The organism is Leifsonia shinshuensis (assembly GCF_031456835.1).
Classification (GTDB): Bacteria; Actinomycetota; Actinomycetes; order Actinomycetales; family Microbacteriaceae; genus Leifsonia; species Leifsonia shinshuensis_C.
The window spans coordinates 2,867,392-2,884,390 of record NZ_JAVDVK010000001.1 but is presented as its reverse complement, the minus strand read 5'-3'; the positions used below and the strand labels follow the sequence as shown (position 1 = coordinate 2,884,390).

At 70.5% G+C, this 16,999-nt stretch carries 17 protein-coding genes; 10 read left to right on the top strand and 7 right to left on the bottom strand.

The features are described 5' to 3' along the window. Window positions 1–46 precede the first annotated feature (46 nt). Complete coding sequence (gene prpB, locus J2W45_RS14070) at window positions 47–946, bottom strand: methylisocitrate lyase (protein WP_310132986.1); 900 nt, start codon at window positions 944–946, stop codon at window positions 47–49. Then, window positions 947–2,518 carry an MmgE/PrpD family protein gene (locus J2W45_RS14065; protein ID WP_310132983.1) on the bottom strand — a complete coding sequence of 524 codons (1,572 nt, stop codon included), beginning with the start codon at window positions 2,516–2,518 and terminating at the stop codon, window positions 947–949. 31 nt (window positions 2,519–2,549) lie between these two features. Here J2W45_RS14065 and J2W45_RS14060 point away from each other — a divergent pair, with 31 nt between their 5' ends. Continuing rightward, window positions 2,550–3,188, top strand: a complete 639-nt coding sequence (locus J2W45_RS14060) for a LysE family translocator (RefSeq protein WP_310132981.1) — start codon at window positions 2,550–2,552, stop codon at window positions 3,186–3,188. Window positions 3,189–3,254: 66 nt separating this feature from the next. Here the strand turns inward: J2W45_RS14060 and J2W45_RS14055 are convergent, their stop codons facing one another. Together J2W45_RS14055 and J2W45_RS14050 are read right to left on the bottom strand one after the other, a co-directional pair. Beyond that, the gene (locus tag J2W45_RS14055; protein WP_310132979.1) at window positions 3,255–3,785 is read right to left on the bottom strand and encodes a YbhB/YbcL family Raf kinase inhibitor-like protein; all 531 of its coding nucleotides are present in this window, start codon (window positions 3,783–3,785) and stop codon (window positions 3,255–3,257) included. Window positions 3,786–3,794: 9 nt separating this feature from the next. Further along, window positions 3,795–4,568 carry a polyprenol monophosphomannose synthase gene (locus tag J2W45_RS14050; RefSeq protein ID WP_310132976.1) on the bottom strand — a complete coding sequence of 258 codons (774 nt, stop codon included), beginning with the start codon at window positions 4,566–4,568 and terminating at the stop codon, window positions 3,795–3,797. Window positions 4,569–4,717: 149 nt separating this feature from the next. On the opposite strand from J2W45_RS14050, the gene trhO reads away from it, so the two are divergent. Then, complete coding sequence (trhO, locus tag J2W45_RS14045; RefSeq protein WP_310132973.1) at window positions 4,718–5,605, top strand: oxygen-dependent tRNA uridine(34) hydroxylase TrhO; 888 nt, start codon at window positions 4,718–4,720, stop codon at window positions 5,603–5,605. Between the two features lie 131 nt (window positions 5,606–5,736). Then, entirely contained in the window at window positions 5,737–7,323 is a 1,587-nt protein-coding gene (locus J2W45_RS14040) for a Na+/H+ antiporter (RefSeq protein ID WP_310132971.1), read from the top strand. 57 nt (window positions 7,324–7,380) lie between these two features. On the opposite strand, the gene J2W45_RS14035 is transcribed toward J2W45_RS14040, so the two are convergent. Further along, a complete protein-coding gene (locus J2W45_RS14035) occupies window positions 7,381–8,823 on the bottom strand; it encodes an LssY C-terminal domain-containing protein (protein ID WP_310132968.1) in 1,443 nt (480 codons plus the stop codon). Between the two features lie 45 nt (window positions 8,824–8,868). On the opposite strand from J2W45_RS14035, the gene J2W45_RS14030 reads away from it, so the two are divergent. The 3 genes from J2W45_RS14030 (at window position 8,869) to J2W45_RS14020 (ending at window position 11,268) form a co-directional block, all read left to right on the top strand. Beyond that, complete coding sequence (locus J2W45_RS14030) at window positions 8,869–9,645, top strand: isocitrate lyase/PEP mutase family protein (RefSeq protein ID WP_310132965.1); 777 nt, start codon at window positions 8,869–8,871, stop codon at window positions 9,643–9,645. A 164-nt stretch (window positions 9,646–9,809) separates the two neighbouring features. Continuing rightward, window positions 9,810–10,832 carry an MDR family oxidoreductase gene (locus J2W45_RS14025; protein ID WP_310132962.1) on the top strand — a complete coding sequence of 341 codons (1,023 nt, stop codon included), beginning with the start codon at window positions 9,810–9,812 and terminating at the stop codon, window positions 10,830–10,832. Between the two features lie 37 nt (window positions 10,833–10,869). After that, window positions 10,870–11,268: a DUF1304 domain-containing protein gene (locus J2W45_RS14020; protein WP_310132960.1), complete on the top strand. Its 399-nt coding sequence runs from the start codon at window positions 10,870–10,872 to the stop codon at window positions 11,266–11,268. 88 nt (window positions 11,269–11,356) lie between these two features. Here J2W45_RS14020 and J2W45_RS14015 read toward each other — a convergent pair whose 3' ends face one another. Continuing rightward, window positions 11,357–12,625, bottom strand: a complete 1,269-nt coding sequence (locus tag J2W45_RS14015; RefSeq protein WP_310132959.1) for an FAD-dependent oxidoreductase — start codon at window positions 12,623–12,625, stop codon at window positions 11,357–11,359. A 23-nt stretch (window positions 12,626–12,648) separates the two neighbouring features. Between J2W45_RS14015 and J2W45_RS14010 the strand changes: the two genes are divergently transcribed. After that, complete coding sequence (locus J2W45_RS14010; RefSeq protein ID WP_310132957.1) at window positions 12,649–13,038, top strand: DUF1304 domain-containing protein; 390 nt, start codon at window positions 12,649–12,651, stop codon at window positions 13,036–13,038. 40 nt (window positions 13,039–13,078) lie between these two features. On the opposite strand, the gene J2W45_RS14005 is transcribed toward J2W45_RS14010, so the two are convergent. Next, window positions 13,079–13,465, bottom strand: coding sequence for a hypothetical protein (locus J2W45_RS14005; RefSeq protein ID WP_310132954.1), 387 nt, complete (start codon window positions 13,463–13,465; stop codon window positions 13,079–13,081). Window positions 13,466–13,570: 105 nt separating this feature from the next. On the opposite strand from J2W45_RS14005, the gene J2W45_RS14000 reads away from it, so the two are divergent. From J2W45_RS14000 to J2W45_RS13990, 3 genes are all read left to right on the top strand, one after another. Further along, window positions 13,571–14,752 carry an ROK family transcriptional regulator gene (locus J2W45_RS14000; RefSeq protein WP_310132952.1) on the top strand — a complete coding sequence of 394 codons (1,182 nt, stop codon included), beginning with the start codon at window positions 13,571–13,573 and terminating at the stop codon, window positions 14,750–14,752. Window positions 14,753–14,890: 138 nt separating this feature from the next. Then, a complete protein-coding gene (locus tag J2W45_RS13995; RefSeq protein ID WP_310132949.1) occupies window positions 14,891–16,006 on the top strand; it encodes an ABC transporter substrate-binding protein in 1,116 nt (371 codons plus the stop codon). 128 nt (window positions 16,007–16,134) lie between these two features. Continuing rightward, a complete protein-coding gene (locus tag J2W45_RS13990; protein WP_310135038.1) occupies window positions 16,135–16,965 on the top strand; it encodes an ATP-binding cassette domain-containing protein in 831 nt (276 codons plus the stop codon). The last annotated feature ends 34 nt before the right edge of the window (window positions 16,966–16,999 follow it).

Here is a 16,999-nt window from a genome sequence, read left to right as displayed (position 1 = left end):
TGCTGGTGGCGGGGCCGCCGGCCCGGCGGATCGCCGCGGACGATGCCTAGCGGCGCACCTCGAAGTTGTACACCGAGGTGTCGAACGCGTTGTATCCCTCGTAGTCAATCAGGTCGTACAAATCCGCGCGATGCTGCATGCTGCCGAGCATCGGCTCCAGCGTCCCCTCGCTCAGGAGCTGGTCGAGGCCGCGTTCGGCCGCACCCATCGCGAGGCGGAGCAGGGAGACCGGCCAGATGACGATGTTCACACCGACGTCGCGCAGCTGGTCGACGGTGAACAGCTCGCTCTTGCCGAACTCGGTCATGTTCGCCAGCACCGGTACGTCCACGGCTTTGCGTACCGCCTCGAACTCCGAGAGGTCCGCCATGGCCTCGGGGAAGAGCGCATCAGCGCCCGCGTCGACGAGCGCCTTCGCGCGGTCGATCGCGGCTCCGAGGCCCTCGACCGCCCGGATGTCCGTGCGGGCCATGATGAGCAGGTTCGCGTCCCGGCGCGCATCGACGGCGGCGCGGATGCGCTTGAGCGCGGTGTCCTCGTCGACGACCTGCTTGCCGTCGAGGTGGCCGCAGCGCTTCGGGTTCACCTGGTCCTCGATGTGGAGTCCGGCGACGCCGGCGTCCTCGAGTGTCTGGACGGTCCGGGCCACGTTCATCGGCTCGCCGAAGCCGGTGTCCGCATCCACGAGGGCAGGCAGGTCGGTCATGCGGGCGATCTGCGCGGAACGTCCGGCCACCTCGGTCTGGGTGGTGAGGCCGATGTCGGGCAGCCCCAGCTCGGCGGAGAGCACGGCGCCGGAGATGTAGACGCCCTCGAAGCCCTTGCGCTCGATCAGGCGGGCGCTCAGCGGGTTGAAGGCGCCCGGCATGCGGATCAGCTCGCCGGAGGCGAGGCGGGCACGGAAGGCGGCGCGCTTCTCGTGAGCGGGAACAGAGGAGTACAGCATCTAGAACAGTCCCTTCGGCGCGGGCACCGAGGCGAGCACGCCCGTCCGCGCGGTGATGGTCAGACCGCCGAGCTCGGCGGCACTCAGCTCGGGAAGCCGCTGGGCGAGCGTCAGGAAGCGCTCCACCTCGGCGTCCTCGAGCACGCCCGTGGAAAGCGTGCGGAACTTCGCGATGTAGTCGTCGCGCGCGAACGGGCGGGCGCCGAGAGGGTGCGCGTCGGCGACGGCGATCTGGTCCTCGATGACGCGACCGTCCGCCAAGGTGATGACCACGCGACCGCCGAACGCCTTCTCGGCCGGGTCGGTGGAGTGGTACCGGCGGGTCCACTCCCCGTCCTCCGTGGTGGTGACCTTGCCCCACAGCTCGACGGTGTCGGGACGGGCCGCACGCGAGGGCAGGTAGGAGTCGACATGGTGCCACCCGCCGTCCTGCAGAGCGACGGTGAAGATGTACGGGATGCTGTGGTCCAGCGTCTCGCGCGAGGCCGTGGGGTCGTACTTCTGCGGATCGTTCGCGCCGGAGCCGATCACGTAGTGCGTGTGGTGAGACGTGTGGATGACGATGCTCTCCACGCGAGACGGGTCCGCCGCCTCCGGATGCTCGTGGTGCAGCTTGCGCGCGAGGTCGATCCACGCCTGGGCCTGGTACTCGGCCGAATGCTCCTTCGTATAGGAGTCGAGGATCGCGCGCTTGGGCTCGCCGCGGCCGGGAAGCGGGACGTCGTACGACGCGTCCGGCCCGTCGAGCATCCACGCGATGACGCCGTCCTCGCCCTCGTAGATCGGGGTAGGGCTGGTCTCGCCGCGGAGCGCGCGGTCGATGGCCTCGACGGCCATCTTCCCGGCGAAGGCAGGCGCGTGAGCCTTCCAGCTCGAGATCTCGCCCTTGCGGGACTGACGGGTGGCCGTCGTCGTGTGCAGCGCTTGACCGATCGCCTGGAAGATCGTCTCGGCCGGAAGGTGGAGGAGCGTCCCGATCCCCGCGGCTGCGGACGGCCCGAGGTGGGCGACATGGTCGATCTTGTGGCGGTGCAGGCTGATGGCCCGCGCGAGGTCGATCTGGATCTCGTAGCCGGTGGCGATGCCCCGGACCAGGTCGCGTCCGGTGAGTCCGTACGCCCGGGCCGCGTGCTGGGCGACGGCGACGATCGGCGGGATGTTGTCGCCGGGGTGCGAATACTCGGCGGCCAGGAAGGTGTCGTGGAAGTCGAGCTCCCGCACGGCGACGCCGTTCGCCCACGCGGCCCACTCGGGCGAGACCCTCGTGGTCGGCCACTCGCCGAACACCGTGGAGCCGTCCTGCGGGTGCTCCGCGGCCTCGGTCAGCTCCTCGAGCTGGCGCGACGGGATGGGGTGGGCCAGCGCCTGCGCCCGGGCGGACACAACCGGCCGGCGTGTCAGCGACGCGGCGGCGACCGCCGCGTTGTCGATCACGCGGTTGATCACCATGTCAGTGACGTCCGCATCCACCTCCACCGGGTCGGTCGCGACCTCCGCGATCTTCCACGCCAGCTGATCCTGGCGGGCGAGGTTCTCCTCGCTGCTGTGCACACGAACGTTGTGGAGCTTCACGTATCGAACCTACCTCCCCTACGCTCGGCTCATGGTTCCTGGCCCCGCTCTGCTGGCGTTCGCACTGGCGTCGCTCGCGCTGATCGTCATCCCGGGGCCGAGCGTGCTGTTCGTGATCGGGCGGGCCCTCGCCCTGGGCCGGGTCGGCGGCCTGCTCAGCGTGCTGGGCAACGCGCTCGGGATGCTGCCCTTGATCGTCGCCGTGGCGCTGGGCATCGGCGCGGTCGTGGCGCAGTCCGTCGTGCTGTTCGACGTGATCAAATTCGTCGGCGCCGGATACCTGGTCTACCTGGGCATCCAGGCCATCCGCCATCGCCGCCACACCGCGGTCACGCACGAGGCGACGCCGGTTCCGCGATCGCGCTGGCGGATCCTCGGCGAAGGATTCCTGGTCGGCGTGACGAACCCGAAGTCGCTCGTCTTCTTCGTGGCCGTGCTGCCGCAGTTCGTCGATCAGCAGGCGGGCGCGGTCCCCCTGCAGCTGTTCGAGCTGGGTGTGGTGTTCCTCGTGCTCGCGCTCGCCTCGGACAGCGTCTGGGCGCTCATCGCCGGGACGGCCCGCGAGTGGTTCGGTCGTTCGCCCAAGCGCGTCGAGCGTCTCGGGGCGACGGGTGGGGTGCTGATGATCGGGCTGGGCGGCGTCCTCGCCGTCACCGGAGTCAAGCACTGACCCACGGTCACGGCGAGGGCGGCGCGTCGGACGAGGCCGTCGACGGCGTGGCCGTCGCGGTCGGGATCAGATGTCGCCGGCGGTGGCCACCGGGGTGAGGACGGCGCGGGCGAGCGTGTGGAAGTGCACGTTGAAGCCCAGCACCGCCGGGGTCGACGCCGGGTCGAGGTCGAGTCGCTCGACGTCGAGGGCGTGGACGACGATGTTGTAGTGGTGGGTTCCCGTGCCCGGAGGCGGCCCCGCCCCGGTGAAGCTCTTGGCACCCAGCTCGTTGGACAGCATCGCGGCGCCCTGCGGCAGGCCGCCGCCGCCCTCGGCTCCGGCGCCCGTCGGGAGCTCGGTCACGGTCGCCGGGATGTTGTAGACGGCCCAGTGCCAGAAGCCTGAACCGGTCGGCGCGTCCGGGTCGTGGATCGTCACCGCGAAGCTCTTGGTCTCGGGAGGGAACCCGGTCCACGACAGCTGCGGCGAGATGTCGCCACCGCCGCCGCCGGCGCCCCACTGTTCGCGGGAGAGCGGGCGGCCCTCCGCGACGTCGTCGCTGGACACGGAGAAGGAGGGAACGGCGCCGAAGCGCTCGAGAGGATCTTCAGCCATGGCGCCAGGCTACGCCCGCGCCACAGGCTCCGCGGTCGGGGCCGGAGTGCGCTTGCGGAACCGGCGCGGCAGACCGGTGACACCCCACAGCGTCACACGCAGCATCGCCTCCACCACGATGCCGCCGCCCATCTTCGACGCGCCGCGCTCACGCTCCACGAACGTGATCGGGACCTCCACGATCGACAGCCCCGCATCGTACGCACGTCGCGTCATGTCGATTTGGAAGCAATAGCCCTGGCTCTCGGTCCGGTCGTACTGCAGGGCCCGGAGCGCCTCCGCGGTGAACGCGCGATACCCGCCGGTGACATCCTTCACGGGGAGCCCGAGAGCGATGCGCGAGTACGCGCTGCCGCCGCGGGAGATCGCCCGGCGACGCGCCGGCCAGTTGACCACCCCGCCACCCTCGACCCAGCGGGAGCCCAGCACGACATCCGCACCCGGACGGTCGACGCCGCGCAACGCCGCCAGCAGGCTGGGCAGTTGCTCCGGCTGGTGGGATCCGTCCGCATCCATCTCGACGATGGCGCCGAATCCGGCGTCCAGCCCCCAGGTCATCCCGGCGCGATAGGCCGCCCCCAGACCCTCCTTGCCCGACCGGTGCATCACGTGCACGTTCGCGTCGGTCGCGGCCAGCGCGTCCGCCAGCTCACCCGTGCCGTCCGGGGAGCCGTCGTCGACGACGAGGACCTCGGCCTCGGGCACCGACGCCCGCACACGTCCCACGATCGAGCCGATGTTCTCGCTCTCGTTGTAGGTGGGGATGATGACCAGGGTTCGCACGACCCGCCTTTCTGTCAGGGGCGCGCCCCACGGACCTCATCCACACTGTCCTAGGAGTCTGAACAGCAGGCGAACGACTCTTCCGGCGCTCACAGGCTCCACGATCCTACGATCCGGGCGCGACGGAAAGGCTCGCCTACGATGAACCGGTGGCTGTGCCGAAAGTGATCCTCTTCTACGTCTTCGCGCCGCTGCCCGACCCGGAGGCCGTCCGGCTGTGGCAGCGGACGCTGTGCGAAGCCCTCGGCCTGCGCGGCCGGATCCTGCTCTCCGCGCAGGGAATCAACGGAACGCTGGGCGGCGAGCTCGACGCGCTGAAGCGCTACCTGCGGGTCACCAAGGAGTACGGAGCCTTCCGCGCGCTCGACGTCAAATGGAGCGAGGGATCCGGCCTCGATGCGGACACCATGAGCCTCGACTTCCCCCGGCTGTCGGTGAAGGTCCGGGAGGAGATCGTCTCGTTCGGCGCCCCGGAGGAGCTCCGGGTCGACGAGAACGGCGTCATCGGAGGCGGAACCCGCCTCGCACCCTACGAACTGCACGAGCTCGTGGAGCGACGCGACGATGTCGTGTTCTTCGACGGCAGGAATCGGTTCGAAGCGAGCGTCGGCCGCTTCCGGGACGCGATCGTGCCCGAGGTCGACAACACCCGCGAGTTCGTCGAGGCGCTCGACAGCGGGGCGTACGACCACCTCAAGGAGCGGCCCGTCGTCACCTACTGCACCGGCGGCATCCGCTGCGAGGTGCTGTCGTCGCTGATGCGGTCGCGCGGGTTCCAGGAGGTGTACCAGCTCGACGGAGGCATCGCGCGCTACGGCGAGGCGTACGGCGACGACGGGCTGTGGGAGGGATCGCTCTACGTCTTCGACGGGCGCGGCTCGCTCACCTTCAGCGATCACGCCGCGGTCATCGGGGCCTGCGTGACCTGCGGAGCGGCCACGAGCCGGATGCGCAACTGCCCCGACCCCGCGTGCCGCGAACAGCTCGTGGTGTGCGAGACCTGCGACACCGCGGCCTGCGCACGGCACGCGGCCTGACGTCCGCTGCGTGACGGTACGCCGCCTGACGGTCCGGCGCTGATTCGTCCACATCGCGGACGGCGAACGCGTTCTCCACCGACTCCGGGAAATCTTGGCGCGCATCTTGCGTTGCGGCCATCATGAACAGCATGGATCCGGTCACCACCATCGTCTGGATCGTGTCGTTCGTTCTCGTCACGGTCACCGTCACGGGCCTTTCGCGCCGGGTGGGATGGTCCGCGCCGGTCGTGCTCGTGTTCGTCGGCGCAGCGGCGTCGTTCGTGCCCGGCGTTCCGACCGTGGCCCTGGAGCCCGAGGTGGTGCTGTTCGGGCTGCTCCCTCCCCTCCTCTTCGCCGCCGCGATCCAGACCTCCATCGTCGACGTCCGCGCCAGGCGCGACGGCATCCTGCTGCTCTCTGTCGGCCTAGTCGCGTTCACCGTCGTCGTGGTGGGGTTCACGACCTTCCTGGTTGTGCCCGCCATCACGCTCGCGGCGGCGTTCGCGTTCGGGGCGGTGGTCGCGCCGACGGACACGGTCGCGGTCCAGGCCGTGGCCGGCCGGGTCCGGCTGCCCCGACGGCTCGTCACCGTGCTCGAAGGCGAGAGCCTGCTCAACGACGCCACGGCGCTGGTCGCCCTGAACGCGAGCATCGCGGCGATCATCAGCGTCCTGAACCCGTGGGCCGTCGGCGGCGACTTCGTCCTCGCCGTCGTGGTGGGCGTGGGCGTCGGGCTCGCGGTGGGGCTGCTGCTCGCGATCATCCGGAAGCAGCTTCGGTCGCCGGTGCTCGACACCTCGCTCGCGCTGGTGACGCCGTATCTGGCGTTCATCCCCTCGCAGTTCCTGCACGGGTCGGGCATCCTCTCCGTGGTCGTCGCGGGGCTCTACCTGGGCTACCGCTCCCCGACGATCCAGACGGCCGAGGCGCGGATCGCGGAGACGATCAACTGGCGCACGGTGAGCTTCCTGCTCGAGAACGCGGTCTTCCTCTTCATCGGGCTGGAGCTGCGGTCGATCCTGTCGGCGGCGTTCACGTCGGGAATCACGGTGCCCGACACGATCCTCATCAGCGTCGTCGTGCTGCTCGCCATCTTCCTCGCGCGATTCCTCTGGATGATCGGCACCACGGCGCTGTACCGGTACGGTCCGCGACGCCTCCGCGAGCGCGGCTGGTCCTGGCCGACGGGGATCGCCGTGTCGTTCGCCGGGATCCGCGGCGTGGTCACGCTGGCGGCCGTCTTCCTGCTTCCGAAGGAGACGCCGCACCGCGAGTTCCTCCAGTTCCTGGCGTTCGTGGTCGTGGTCGGGACCCTGCTCCAGGGGCTGGCTCTGCCGTGGGTGATCCGCCGGCTCAAGCTGCCACCGCCCGATTTCGCGCAGGAGGCGAGCGAGATGCAGCGGCTGCTGGCGGAGGCGCAATCCGCCGGTCTGGAGCACCTGGAGTCGCAGGTGACCGGCGACGAGGACGAGCGGGTCATCGAGCGGCTGCGCATCAACGCGCTCTTCCTCTCGGATGCGCTCGAGAATCCGTCGCCGGATGAGGCCGCCGACCTGCCCCTCGAGTACCGGAGGCTCCGGCGCACCATGATCGTCGCCGAGCGTCAGGCCGTGCTCGAAGCCCGGGCGGAGGGGCGCTACCAGGAGCCGGCGGTGCGGTCGGTGCTGGCGTTCCTGGATGCGGAGGAGACGGCGCTCAAGGCGGGAGGGACGGACGGCAAGAAGTCGCTGATGTGAGCGGCTCGGTGCGGCACCAGCGGCTCGGTGCGGCACAGCGGCACCAGCGGCGCATCCTCAGCGGACCACGGTGTCGTCGCCGGGCGCATCCATCGCGGCAAGCGCGCCGGGCGTCGGGACGGCGGACGCACCGGGGACGCCGCGGCTGGGCCGCTGCCGGAGGTCGCGCGGGCGGCGCGCCCACAGTCGCGACCGCTTCGACGAGAGGGCGAGCACCACGAGGATGTCGAGCGCCAGCCCGAGGAGGTTGTTGTGCAGCGACACCTGCGGGCCGCCGTTGAAGAAGTCGATCGCGGACAGCACGATGATCAGGGTGCTGTACGACATGGCCGCGATGCGCGCCCAATTGCTGCCGAAGTAGATCAGCAAGGCGAGCAGGAAGTAGACCACCAGCCCGGCCGCGAACACCCCCATGGCGATGCCGAGCACGAGGCTCGCGGACTCCCGCTCGTCCGGGCTCACCGCCCCGGCGGCCAGCTCCGAGCCGACGAACTTCTGCCAGTCGAGGACGTTCAGCACGATGTATCCGACGCCCGCCAGGATGCGCAGCAGCATCAGCAGCACGCCCAGCGTCGTCGGCACCGGCCGGCGCTGCACCAGCGCGAGCCGGCGCGCATCCGCGTCGGCGGCGACGGAGACGCTCTCGGCGTCCACGACCACCCGGGTCAGGTCCACGACCGGCAGGTCGCCATCCGTCTCGATCGTGTCCCCGCCTCCGTTGCGCGCGTGATACCCGGTCGAGAAGTCCCGGATGACGTCCACGCCGACGCCGATCCCCGCATCCATCAGGGTCGCGACGATGTGGTCGCGTTCGATGTCCGTGTTCGCGTCGATCTTGTGGGTGATCTGGAGGGTGAAGAGCGAGAAGCCGACCGAGCGATCGAACGTCCCGGCGGCCAGCCAGTCGACGCGCCGGCCGCCCGGGAGCAGCCAGCCCTCCGGGCATCGCCAGAAGCGCACGTGGTGCCGCTTCGCCGGGTTGCCCTTCACCTCCTGCTGGTAGGCCACATCCTGCTGGCGCCCGAACAGGAACAGCGGGCTCACCGGCGCCTCGTCGTAGCTTCGGCGCAGCAGCGTCCCGGTGATGATGCGCCAGCTCGAGCGGGCGGTGATCTCGTCCGCTCGGGTCCACCCCGCCTGGCGCATCGCGTCGTCGAGCTGCGCCTCCGAGCCGAGGAACGCCAGGTTGATCGGGTCGCCGAGCAGTCCGTCACTGGTCCGCGCGCGACCGATGAAGTAGTCGGGCACGTAGATCTCGGTCAGGATGCGGTGCAGCCGCGGCAGCACCAGGTACGCGAGCACGACCCAGAACAGCACGAAGAACAGGATGAGGAACCAGCCCCACTCGAAGCTCTCCGTCAGCACCAGCCACGCGAGCCAGACCGCCGACAGGCCGCCGACCAGGAAGAACAGGTAGTCCAGGGTCGAGCTCCGCGAGGCGCGGCGGCGGGATGCCGAACGGCTCTTCGGCACCTCCTGCGGCTCCCCCGTGCGGGCCATGGCGCCATCCTAGAGCCCGCGATCGCCGCGACGTAGGGTGTGCCTATGACCAGCATCCAGGCGCGCGGCGCCGAACTCCGCCGACTGCACGAAGCACCCGAGCTCCTCCAAGTCGTGAACGTCTGGGACGCGATCAGCGCCCGCGTCATCGCCGACCTCCCCGACACCCGGGCGCTGGCGACGGCGAGCCACTCCATCGCGGCGACCCTCGGGTACGAGGACGGCGAGAACATCCCCCTCGACCTGATGCTCGACATGGTCGGCCGCATCGTGCAGGCCACCGACCTCCCCGTCAGCGCCGACCTCGAAGGCGGGTACGGCGACGCCGGCGAGACCATCCGGCGCGCCATCGGCGTCGGTGTCGTGGGCGCCAACCTCGAGGATCGGATGCGCCCCTTCGACGACGCCGTCGCCGAGGTGCGGGCCGCCATCAGGGCCGCGGAGGCCGAGGGCGTCCCCTTCGCGCTCAACGCCCGCACCGACGTGTTCGTCCGCAATGCCTTCCCCACCGACGACGAGAAGATCGAGGAGGCCGTGCGGCGCGGCCGCGCCTTCCTCGACGAGGGTGCGACCTGCGTGTTCGTCCCCGGCAAGCTCGACGAGCGGACGGTCGAGCGGCTCGTCGGCGGCCTGGGCGCGCAGAAGCTGAGCGTCATCGCGGTTCCCGGGTCGCTCGCCCCCGCCCGGCTGCAGGAACTCGGCGTCGCGCGCGTCTCGTACGGCCCGTGGACGCAGCGTGTCGCCCTCACGGCGCTGCGGAATTCGGCGCTCGAGCTGTACGCGGGCGGCGAGCTTCCCCTCGGGACCCAGCCGCTCAACTGACGCGCCCCGGCGGCCCTGCTGCCAACCCGGCACCGTTGACGCGTCCGGCACGGCCCGGTGACGCTGACGCCCGCGTCCCGCGCCACCTCCGGCGCGGCCCGGAAACGCAGACGCGCGCCGAGGCGCGCCCGGACCCCTTCGATCCCCCGGCGTAGGGTGAGGGCATGAGCGACTTCCGCGCCCTCGTGATCGAACAGCAGGTCGACGGCGGACGGATCACCGCCCACCGCGCGGAGGTGCGCCGGGTCGACGACGCGTTCCTCATGCCGGGCGATGTGACGATCGCCGTGGAGTTCTCCGACCTCAACTACAAGGACGGTCTCGCGATCGCCGGTCGTCCCGGCGTGGCACGCACCTCGCCGCTCATCCCGGGCATCGATGTGGTCGGGACCGTGCAGCAGTCGCGCGACCCGCGGTGGCATCCGGGCGACCGCGTGGTGCTGAACGGCGCCGGGCTGGGCGAGTCCCACCACGGTGGCCTCGCGGAGCGGGCGCGCGTCGACGGGTCCGCGCTGGTGCGCATCCCGGACGCCCTCACCTCGGAGCAGGCGGCGGCGATCGGGACGGCCGGGTTCACCGCGATGCTCGCCGTGCTGGCGCTGGAGCGGAACGGGATCGACCCGCAGGAGGTCGCCGAGAGCGGGAGCAGCATCCTGGTCACCGGAGCGGCCGGCGGCGTCGGATCCGTCGCGGTCGCCCTCCTCGCGAAACTGGGTTACCCGGTCACCGCGTCCACCGGCCGTGCGGATGAGGTGCGCGACTACCTGACGGACCTCGGCGCGACCACGATCATCGACCGCTCGGAGCTCGACGCGGCCGGCAAGCCGCTGCAGTCGCAGCGCTGGGCGGGTGCGGTCGACTCGGTCGGCAGCCAGACGCTCGCGACGGTGCTCGCGCAGACCCGCTACGGCGGAGTGGTGGCGGCGTGCGGACTCGCGCAGGGCCCGGACCTTCCGGCGACGGTGCTGCCGTTCATCCTGCGCGCGGTGACGCTCGTCGGGATCAACTCGGTGGAGGCGCCGGCCGCGCTGCGGGAGACCGCGTGGCGGCGCCTCGCCACCGACCTCGACGAGGAGTCCCTCGCCGCGATGACACGGTTCGTCGCGCTCGCGGACGCGATCCCGGCCGCGGAGGACATCCTCGCCGGCCGGCTCCGGGGACGCACCGTCGTCGACGTCCGCGGCTGAACCCGGAGGCGGGTGGACCCGTCGGTATGCTGACGCCATGATCGTCCTCGCCACCGTCGTGGTCACTCTCGCCGCCGCGCTGCACATCGTCATCTTCTTCATGGAGAGCGTCGCCTGGACCCGGCCGACCGTCTGGCGCCGGTTCGGGGTGGCGAGCCAGGCGGCGGCGGACACGGTGCGCCCGATGGCGTACAACCAGGGGTTCTACAACCTGTTCCTGGCGATCGGGGCGGTGGTCGGGCTCATCCTCTACGGCGTCGGGCAGCATGCGGCGGGACTGGCGCTCATCATCTTCACGACGGCCAGCATGATCGCGGCCGCGGTGGTGCTCGTCACCACGGGCCGCGGCTACCTGCGCCCGGCGCTCATCCAGGGCACCCTGCCGCTGCTCGGCCTGGTGCTGCTGCTCGTGGGGCTGGCGACCGGGCAGAGCTGAGCCGGGCAGAGCTGACCGGGCCCTGCTGACCCGGGCAGAGCTGACCACCGGCGGGCTGACCGGGCAGCGGCCCAGCGCTCGCGCCGGTTCAGCGCAACTCGGGCGCAACGGACTCCGGCCGGAGCCCCCGCCCGATCAGCCGCGAGCTCACCATCTGCACCACCGGCGTCGCCGCGGCGAGCGCCAGACGCAGCGGGGCCGGCAGCGGATGCGGGAGCAGGCGCACGCCCTCCGGACGCGAGATGAAGCGGTGCGCCGCGAGCTGGATGCGCTGCATGGCGGCGACCGGGGGCGTGCGCCGTCGCTGGATTCCCTCCAGCAGCCTCAGGTCCACCTCCCCGGCAGCATCCGCCGTGAGCGCCTCGCGCGCATCCGCCGCGGGACCCAGCTCGCGCAACGTCGCCGTCAGGGCGTTGGCCGTCGCCACCGCATCCTGGATCGCGTAGTTCACGCCGACGCCGAACGCGGGCGACATCGCGTGCGCCGCATCCCCGATGGCGAGGAAACCGCGCCGGAACCATCGCGGCAGGCGGTCGATCTGCACGCTCAGCAGCTTCACCTGGTCCCACTCGGTGATCGTCTCGAGCGACGCGCGCAGGTGAGGTGCCGCACCGGCGACCGCCTCCCGGAACGCCTCGAGCCCGGACTCCCGCAGGCCGTCGAACCCGCCCTTCGGGATGATGAGCCCCGCCTGCACGTAGTCCTGGCGCTCGATCGTGACCACCATGCCGCCGTCGCCGATGTAGGCCAGCGTGTGCGGTGAGGAGCCCTCGGGCTTCGGCAGGCGGAACCACAGCACGTCGATGGGGACGCCCGTCCGCCGCGGACGTAGGCCCGCCGCCGCGCGGAGCACCGAGTCCCGGCCGTCCGCCGCGACGACGAGCCGCGCCCGGATCTCGAGCGGACCGTCGGGCCCCTGCGCCAGCACGCCGCGGACCACGTCCCCCTCGCGGACGAGGTCCGTCGCCTCGGTCTCCATCAGCAACCGGAAGTTCGGGTGGCGGGCGGCGTCCTGGGCGAGGAAGGTCAGGAAGTCCCACTGCGGCGCGAGCACCAGGAAGTCGTCGGGGGCGCCCAGCCGGCCGAAGTCGATGGGGTGGAGGCGGTTCCCGTTCACGACCACATCGAGCGTCCGGATGCCCGTGTGCGGAAGCCCGAGGAAGGCATCGCGCAGCCCCAGCTCGCCCAGCACCCCGACGGTGGACGGATGGATGGTGTCGCCGCGGAAGTCGCGGAAGAAGTCGGCGTGCTTCTCCAGCACCACCACATCCACGCCGTTGCGGGCGAGGAGCAGGCCCAGCATCATCCCAGCCGGCCCGCCACCGGCGATCACGCACGTCGTTCGCACCGTCTCCATGATCGGCAGCGTATCCTCCCGCCATGGCCATCATCGCCAGCATTCTGATCGCAGCGGCGGCGATCGTCCATCTCGCGTTCTTCGCCATGGAGAGCGTGCTGTGGTCGTCGCCCGGCGTCTGGCGGCGTTTCGGCGTGGGCTCGCAGCGGGATGCGGACGCCGTGCGGCCGATGGCGTACAACCAGGGCTTCTACAACCTGTTCCTCGCCGGGGGCGCGGTCGTCGGGCTCGTGCTCTACTGGACGACGCTCCGTCAGGTCGGCTTCGGGCTGATCTTCTTCTGCGGCGTCTGCATGGTGCTGGCGTCGCTCGTGCTGCTCACGACGGACCGGCGGTTCTGGCGCGCCGCGCTGCTGCAGGGGGCGATCCCGCTGGCAGGCCTCATCCTGTTCGTGATCGCCGAGAACGCCTGACTGCGCCGAGAATCGGGGGCGCCGGAACCGGGCACGCCGGTCAGTCGATGACGCCGCCGTCGGTGGCCAGCTCGCTGCCGTCCACGCGCAGCGCCTCGACCAGGCGTGCGGCGTGCGGGGTCGAGACGATGATGCGCGAGTACTCCTCGCCGTCCAGGTCGATGACGACCGCGGCACGCTGCTTGCCTTTGATCAGCAGGAAGTCCTTGCCGCCGTGGAACTTCCACGTGCCGAGCGACAGGGTCAGCGGGACGGCCGCTCCGGGGGCGCGGATGCCGCGGATCCAGATCCACGGGTCTTCGGTGATGGCGACCGAGCGGATGCTGTCGCGCGGGACGACGACATCCTCACGCTTCACGGCCAGCACCTTCTCGGCCCGCGTGAGATGGATCTCCAGGCGGTCGGGGTGCACGTGCAGGTCGGCCATAGCTCTATCCTGCCAAGGCGCGGCCGCCCGCGCGTCATAGGAATCTCACAAAGCCATCACATTCGTCGGGGATCGACCCGTCCGCGGCCATGTATCCTTCTCGTCGTGGCAGCGCAGCGACGAACTCCGGGTTCGCAGACTTCACTTCGTGAAGCCAACCGAGCCCGCATCGTCGACGCCATCAAGAAGCACGGGGGCCTGACGCAGGTCGAGCTGGCCGGTGCGACGGGGCTCTCCCCGGCCACCGTGTCCAACATCGTCAAAGAGCTCTCGACCTCCGGCGTGCTGCACACCGCGCAGAGCATCCGCTCGGGCCGCCGGGCCCAGCACGTCACCCTCGCCCACGCTCTCGGGCTCGTGGTCGGCGTGCACTTCTCGACCCGGCACCTGCGCGTCGCGCTGGCCGACGTCGCCCACACCGTCGTGGCCGAGAACCACATGCCGCTGGCGCGCGACCACCGGGCCGACAACGAGCTCGACAAGGTGTCGCTGCTGCTCAACGACATGCTGGAGTCGGTGGATGCGTCCCGCAGCGACCTGCTGGCGATCGGCATCGCCGTGCCCGCCCCGATCGACCGGGCGACCGGCACCATCGCGCGCAGCGGGATCATGCGCGGCTGGGACGGCGTGGCCATCGCCGAGTCGATGGAGCGACGGATCAAACGCCCGGTCTTCATCGACAACTCCGCCAATCTCGGCGCGCTGGGCGAGTCCCGGTTCGGCGCCGGCCGGGGCAAGAGCAACACGATCACGCTCGACATCGGCGACGGGATCGGCGCGGGCCTGATCCTCAACGGGCAGGTGTTCCGCGGCAACCACGGCGTCGCCGGCGAGTTCGGCCACACCACCATCCGCGAGAACGGACCGCTCTGCCGCTGCGGCAACCGCGGATGCCTGGAGGCACTGGCGGGCGGCCCGGCCATCCTGGAGGAGCTCCGCGATCACCTCGGCAGTCTGAAGCTCGGCGACGTGGTGCTGCAGGCGATGGCCGGGGATGCGCGCTGCATCCGGGCGATCGCGGACGCCGGCCGGCACATCGGGGTGGCGACGGCGAACCTGTGCAACCTCCTCGACCCGGAGCGCGTGATCGTCGGGGGCGAACTGGCCCGGGCCGGCGAGCTCCTGCTGGGGCCGATGCGGCACTCCGTGGAGCGCTCGATCATCGTCAATCCGGACCTGATGCCGGACATCGTCCAGGGGCAGCTAGGGACCCGCGCGGCCGCCCTCGGAGCCGTCGCGTACGCGGTCGACTGCGTGTCGATCTCCTCCGACGGCGTCTCGTACTGAACGCGCTCCCACCGTGTCCCCCGAACCGGGCGCGAACCGTTACGGAATCGGTTGGCTTCAACTCTTGACGCCAAAAGCCGCCTCTGGGACACTCAACGCAGCCGCCAACGAAGGCGGTCCCGAATCGGAGGTTTTTCAATGAAGATCGCCACCAAGAGAGCGGTCATCGCGTCGGCCGCGATCCTGCTCACAGCCGTCACCCTCACAGCGTGTTCCAACGGTTCCGGAAACAGTTCGGGTGGAAGCACCAAGGACGCCGCCAACGCACAGATCGGCCTCCTCCTCCCCGACTCCGTCACGGCCCGCTACGAGGCCGCGGACAAGCCGTTCTTCGAGGCCAAGGTCAAAGAGCTCTGCTCCGGCTGCAAGGTCCTCTACGCGAACGCCGACGGCGACGCCAGCAAGCAGCAGCAGCAGGCGGAGTCGATGCTGACCCAGGGCGTCAAGGTCCTCGTGCTGGACCCGTTCGACGGCGAGGCGGCCGCCTCCATCGTCGGCGAGGCCAAGGCGAAGAACGTCCCGGTCATCTCCTACGACCGTCTCATCAACAGCCCGGACAGCAACTACTACATCTCGTTCGACAACGAGAAGGTCGGTCAGCTGCAGGGCCAGGCGCTCGTCGACAAGCTGAAGAAGGACGGCGTGCCGTCCGGTGCCGGCATCCTGATGGTCAACGGTTCGCCGACCGACAACAACGCGACGCTGTTCAAGAAGGGCGCGCACAGCGTCATCGACTCCAGCGGCTACAAGGTGCTCGCCGAGTTCGACACCCCCGGATGGGACCCGGCCAAGGCCCAGGACTGGGTGTCCGGCCAGGTGTCGCAGTTCAAGGACCAGATCAAGGGCGTCTACGCGGCGAACGACGGCACCGGTGGTGGCGCGATCGCGGCCATGAAGGCGGCCAACGTCAACCCGCTCCCGCCGGTGACCGGTCAGGACGCGGAGCTCGCGGGCATCCAGCGGATCCTCGCGGGTGACCAGTACATGACCGTGTACAAGGCCCTCAAGCCGGAGGCCGAGAAGGCGGCGGAGCTCGCCGTCGACCTGACCAAGGGCAACAAGCCGAAGGGCGACACCACGGTGAACACCGCGGGCGGCGCGGCGATCCAGTCGTTCCTGCTCACGCCGGTCTCGGTCACGACGGACAACATCCAGAGCACGGTGGTCAAGGACGAGTTCTACGGAGCCGACTCCGCCTCGAAGATCTGCACCGCCGACTACAAGGCCGACTGCGAGAAGTACGGCATCAAGTAACCCCGTAGGACGATCCCGGCCCGGGATGCCCCTCTCATTCGGAAGGGTGCATCCCGGGCCGGGTGGTTCCGATCTAGCCTGAGAACAGGAAGCATGCTGCGCACAGCTCGAAGGAGAACGCCGTGACCATGGAATCCGCCATCGTGGACGAGGAGCGGTCGACCCGCCGGCCCGTCCTCTCCCTCCGCGGGGTCTCGAAAGGGTTCGGCGCCGTCCAAGCGCTCACCGACATCCACCTCGACGTCTACGCCGGAGAGGTCGTCGCCCTGGTCGGCGACAACGGCGCCGGCAAGTCGACGCTCGTCAAGATCCTCGCCGGGGTGCACCCGCAGGATGCGGGGACGATCGAGTTCGACGGCCAGGAGGTCTCGATCCCGTCGCCCGCGGCATCCCGCGAGCTGGGCATCGCGACCGTGTTCCAGGACCTCGCCCTCTGCGACAACCTCGACGTGGTCTCGAACCTGTTCCTCGGGCGCGAGATCACGAAGGGCACCCTCGACGAGGAGGAGATGGAGAAGCGCTCGTGGAGCCTGCTCCGTCAGCTCTCCGCGCGCATCCCCTCGGTGCGCATCGCGGTCGCGTCCCTCTCGGGCGGGCAGCGGCAGACCGTCGCGATCGCCCGGTCGCTGATCGGCGACCCGCGCGTCGTCATCCTCGACGAGCCGACCGCCGCCCTCGGCGTCGCCCAGACCGCCGAGGTGCTCAACCTCATCGAGCGGCTGCGCGAGCGCGGCCTCGGCGTCATCCTGATCAGCCACAACATGGCCGACGTGCAGGCCGTCGCGGACCGCGTCGCGGTGCTGCGCCTCGGCCGCAACAACGGCGACTTCCGCGTACCGGAGGTCAGCTACGAGGACATCATCTCCGCCATCACCGGCGCGACGGACAACGTGGTCGTCCGCCGTGCCGAGCGCCTCATGGAGGCCGAAGAATCCGCAGAACGGAGCCCGGAAGCATGACGAAGGCAGGACAGACGACGGCGTCCTCCGCCGC